Below are 4,183 nucleotides of genomic sequence, written 5' to 3'. Positions count from 1 at the left end.
GATCTTCGACACTCTTTTCCAAATTAACTCGATACAAGAAAACAAACACACCACGCGATGCATTTCTTTCGCGGGCTTCCAATTTAGACGTTCGTGCATGACGCAGAGAATGACCACTTTGAGCCCAAAGCGGACGATCGCGTCAGCTTGAAAACCTACTTTTTTTCAAAGTACAGGAGCCGCGCGCTTCATCTGAGTTGGTGTAGCCTACAGGCCTGCTCGTTATGATCGCCTTGCCGCTCAGCTTTAGATATGAAAAACGAAAAGATAATCGAGCCTGCCTCCCGCTGCCGTCTTTAAAAATATAAGACCATCGCAGCGCGACCTTTTTGTCATTATCTACCTGTATCTCAGCTTCAATCGGCTCACCATACACGTAGTGAATCATGCCATCGATCACAAATGCTGAGTCAGTTTCGTTACTGACAAAAAGCGTTGCACTTTCCGGCAGAAACTTCTGACTAGTCCCTCTGAATTCACACTCGTAGATCGTAAACTCCTCTGATGACCAGGCAGTCGCAGGAAGCATCACCAGCAAAATCAACTGTGATAGTAGTCGCATTTCAAACTCCTTCTTTTCGATTTTTCACTGCCGCGGATAGTGGCTTAGGAGCGCTTTCGCGTCTTGGCCGCGCAGCTGAATAATATCAGAACCAACCTCTGAAAAAATCGAACGCTTGTGGTAATAGGGATTGTGAATATCCGTCATTAAACCAAGAGACTGGACGACTTCTTCCAGCATCACTGATTTCAAATATTTGTCCTTGATCCGCGCCGTTATAGTGATACTGGCCGACGCAATCACACTGGAGCCGCGAGCCAATCGAACTTCTGCCACCGCTCCAGCCCCCTTAAATAACGCGTAATCTGCAACAGTTCTCTGATTACGGCCAGCATCGTCGATGCTCCCAGCGGTCAACTTCACCGAGATATCTGGTCGGCCACCCGAGATCCAGACGAGCTCAATGTCAGCGCCCACACGATTAACTTGTCCAACCGCATTTTGCAGCGCCTTCCACGCGTGCTCTTTTTTACGCTCTGAGAAATTTGGATCGATTTCCGTGAAGCCGATTGTCAGTCGCGACCGGTCACGGGCGTCCCACTTCATGAACGGCTTTTGGCACTTACCGCCAGGCACAGCCGCGCACGCGACCAACCGATAAAAATCTCGATCGCTTAGTTTGCCTTTGGACTTGACGAATTCGACAGCTTCGGCCTGTCCGGTGAAGCTCATCCACAGCACAATCGGAAAGATAGCGAGCCAAGCTATGTATGCGAGCTTTCGCAAGAACGATGCGTATTCTTCCATAAGCCAACTTTCCTTAACAAAAACCGAACACAAGACAGCACTAGAGTCAATCAGCTGCATCGACGAGCGAAACTCATTGGTAGGCCTCAGTTAATGAAAAACTCGAAGGAAACGAGCAAGACAACATTGGTCAACAGGGAATCGCGTGCGGAATCCCTAGAATCTGTATGGCACCAAACCCACAATGCAGAAGTTTAGGTATTTCTTTCATACGCCACGTTGGAGAATGACCGCTTTGTCCCGCAACTCGGTCATTGGTGCACGGTGCAGCGAATGGCTGCTCCGAGCCCAATGTTACCGAATGCTGCGATGATCTCGATTGACCGTTCATGCATCTTTTGGCCGAACACTTCACGTAGTGTAGTCTAATTCACATCAAGATTAGCGGAGATCAAATGGCGAGCTTCAAGGAATTGGAACACCAAGGGTGGGCAGAAAAAGCCCGTTTCTACGATGATCATTTCGCGGGAGTAACTCGACAGGCGATCGAACCATTAATTGAGGGCTTGGGGAATGTCGCGGAGCTTCGCCTAATTGACGTCTGTTGCGGCACAGGGGATCTGGCCGAAGCCGCTGCGCAGCGCGGAGCACAAGTGACGGGCGTAGATTTTGCCGAACCAATGATTGAAATCGCGCGGGCGCGCGTGCCATCAGCGAATTTCGAAGTCGGTGATGCTGAGAAACTTAACTTCGAAAACGCAAGTTTTGATGCAGTGACCTGTGCCTTTGGGCTGTGGCATATCGGTGAACCAGATAGTGCCATTTCGGAGGCCGCGCGTGTGCTTAAGCCCGGCGGTACGTATTCTTACACTGCTTGGCTTCCCCCTGATGAAGGCTGGGACATGATGGGTCTGCTGATGACAGCAATCAACAAGCACGGCACGATGGACGTCGATCTGCCACCGGCTCCGCCGCCTTTTCGATTTGCACTGGTCGAAGAGGCAGACAAAGTCCTGCGGGCTTCCGGTTTCGGCTCCACTACATTTGAAAAAAAGGTTGCCATCTGGCGCGGCCAGACCGGAGACGACTTGCTCGATTTGCTTTACAAGGGAATTGTCCGTGCACCCATGCTAATTGATGCACAGGTGCCCGAAGCCAAGCAGGCAATCATCAACGATATCAGAACTGGCGCAGAGGCTTTCCGTGACTCTGAAGGGATCATGATGCGTTGGCCGTATTTGGCGGCTCGCGCAACCAAGGTATAGCGGCGACTTCTGATAGCAGACGTTCAACCGACAAGACACAGTGTCTCCTTCGTCCCGCACTACGGACATTTTTACCTATCGCAGCGAATGACGGCTTCGAGCCCATACTAACCGACCCGGACATCCTATTCAGTCAGAAAACCCATCAATATTGCGATGCCCCATAGATCGCTAAGAAACCGCTCGCGGAGCTATCATCATTGGTAACCGAACCATCCAATACACCGATAGTGTCCCCTGAATTAACAAATACGCCATCAAGGTCGGCTCCTATCTCATAACTCAATGCCGGATCGCTAACTGTTCCGGTGACCGTGCCTGAATAACGACCGTTTGTAACGGCGAGGCCGTTCGCTGCAATACTTCCGGTCATCTCTATTTCGCTGCCACCAGTAAATCGAGAAACTTGATCAAGCGTGATGTCAACGGAACTCGAATCGAAATTTGTTGCGACGTCGACGTTCCCGGTAAGGACCGTGCCGCCCTCGATCTCAGCGCCAAAGCTGCCGGTCCACGTTGCTGTGTTGCTTGGGGCAATATCCACTGTGCCGTTAGTGTTGACGTCATTCCACACGCCAAAAAGTGTTTGATAGTCGTCTGGGAGAGCCGTTAATTCCGCATCTGTTGGCAGGTCGGCACTGAGAAGAGTAGTGCGCGGCGGCGGATCTGAGCATCTATCAGGGTCGAGGAACCCGGTGCAAAAAACTGACTGAAGGAAAAGGTCACCGCAACCAGGCAGAGTAAGCAGGACAAGGCCTGCAATCGGGAAGGTTAAAGCTCGCATTCTACAAGCGATCAAAAAAGTTGCTATTTAGTTTCGTGTTACTGAAAAGCCTTTTGGCTGCACTGCGATCTTCAACAGAAAGACTGTTCGATCCGGAGCGGCTGGAATAGGTCATATCCACGGCCACATCCTTTCGCAGAGGGTGACGGCAGGTGTAGCCAACGTTATTTTCAAAGACCACGTTGGTACCGGGAATGCTGGCTCTTGAATTTTGAAGACTGCTTTCAAACTGCAAGCAACGCGCTCCTTTGAATGTGACTTGCTTGGTACTGGCCTTTGCGATTTGGAACCGCGACGGGTTGTCATTGGCGGTTTTCGAGGTTTTGGCCATTTCTAGGAAGCTTTGGTCGCTCTGGCTGCTGTCAACTTGAATAATAGTGACACTGTAGATCCTACTTTCACCCTGTAGATCGCCAGATTTTCCCAGCGCCACGCCGCCTGGGTTTGACTTAATCGCAAACCATCCGGGTTCGTTCGCTGAAATCACTGTCGCACCGATAAGATTATACCCGGTGCGAGGCGCGACCTCCTGAGGCGCGCCTCCACAGCCCAAAAGGCCGACCGCGAAAAATATGACAAATATTGTGTTTCTCATTTTATGATTTCCTACCCAAATTGCCGTCAAAACGCGGAATTATCGAACCTACACTTGGAGCTATCAAATCCGCAAACATTTTCGATCTGCTCTGATGCCTAGCCTGATCTGACTGGTCCGGTTTGTCCGCAAAGCAGTCATTGGTGGAGGCTGCAGCAAATGGCTGCTCCGAGCCCCAGGTCCCCCCTCTATTCCAGACCTGGCTTGATGACTAGCTTGCCCAGAACGTCACCCCGACCGGTTCGGTCCAAGGCCTCCGGAACAGACGAAAGGGGAAGCACAGCTTCCAG

Annotated in this window: 5 protein-coding genes; 1 reads left to right on the top strand and 4 read right to left on the bottom strand. The window is 51.1% G+C overall.

Annotation, left to right across the window (positions count from 1 at the left end):
- Positions 1-142: 142 nt before the first annotated feature.
- Both BOA8489_RS19800 and BOA8489_RS19795 read right to left on the bottom strand, forming a co-directional pair.
- Entirely contained in the window at positions 143-562 is a 420-nt protein-coding gene (locus BOA8489_RS19800) for a hypothetical protein (protein WP_093976030.1), read from the bottom strand.
- 24 nt (positions 563-586) lie between these two features.
- Positions 587-1,309, bottom strand: a complete 723-nt coding sequence (locus tag BOA8489_RS19795; protein ID WP_093976029.1) for a hypothetical protein — start codon at positions 1,307-1,309, stop codon at positions 587-589.
- Between the two features lie 395 nt (positions 1,310-1,704).
- Here BOA8489_RS19795 and BOA8489_RS19790 point away from each other — a divergent pair, with 395 nt between their 5' ends.
- Entirely contained in the window at positions 1,705-2,514 is an 810-nt protein-coding gene (locus BOA8489_RS19790) for a class I SAM-dependent methyltransferase (RefSeq protein WP_093976028.1), read from the top strand.
- A 145-nt stretch (positions 2,515-2,659) separates the two neighbouring features.
- Here BOA8489_RS19790 and BOA8489_RS19785 read toward each other — a convergent pair whose 3' ends face one another.
- Both BOA8489_RS19785 and BOA8489_RS19780 read right to left on the bottom strand, forming a co-directional pair.
- Positions 2,660-3,298 carry a hypothetical protein gene (locus BOA8489_RS19785; protein ID WP_093976027.1) on the bottom strand — a complete coding sequence of 213 codons (639 nt, stop codon included), beginning with the start codon at positions 3,296-3,298 and terminating at the stop codon, positions 2,660-2,662.
- A gap of 1 nt (position 3,299) precedes the next feature.
- Entirely contained in the window at positions 3,300-3,893 is a 594-nt protein-coding gene (locus BOA8489_RS19780; RefSeq protein ID WP_093976026.1) for a hypothetical protein, read from the bottom strand.
- Positions 3,894-4,183: the final 290 nt, after the last annotated feature.

It is taken from the genome of Boseongicola aestuarii, assembly GCF_900184815.1.
Classification (GTDB): domain Bacteria; phylum Pseudomonadota; class Alphaproteobacteria; order Rhodobacterales; family Rhodobacteraceae; genus Boseongicola; species Boseongicola aestuarii.
Note: the sequence above shows the minus strand (reverse complement) of the source record. Positions and strands in the feature narration are given on the sequence as shown.

Bases quoted from the DNA above. Each gene is read 5' to 3' on its own strand.
- BOA8489_RS19800 (WP_093976030.1), bottom strand. From the start codon at position 562: ATGCGACTACTATCACAGTTGATTTTGCTGGTGATGCTTCCTGCGACT.
- BOA8489_RS19795 (WP_093976029.1), bottom strand. From the start codon at position 1,309: ATGGAAGAATACGCATCGTTCTTGCGAAAGCTCGCATACATAGCTTGG.
- BOA8489_RS19790 (WP_093976028.1), top strand. From the start codon at position 1,705: ATGGCGAGCTTCAAGGAATTGGAACACCAAGGGTGGGCAGAAAAAGCC.
- BOA8489_RS19785 (WP_093976027.1), bottom strand. From the start codon at position 3,298: ATGCGAGCTTTAACCTTCCCGATTGCAGGCCTTGTCCTGCTTACTCTG.
- BOA8489_RS19780 (WP_093976026.1), bottom strand. From the start codon at position 3,893: ATGAGAAACACAATATTTGTCATATTTTTCGCGGTCGGCCTTTTGGGC.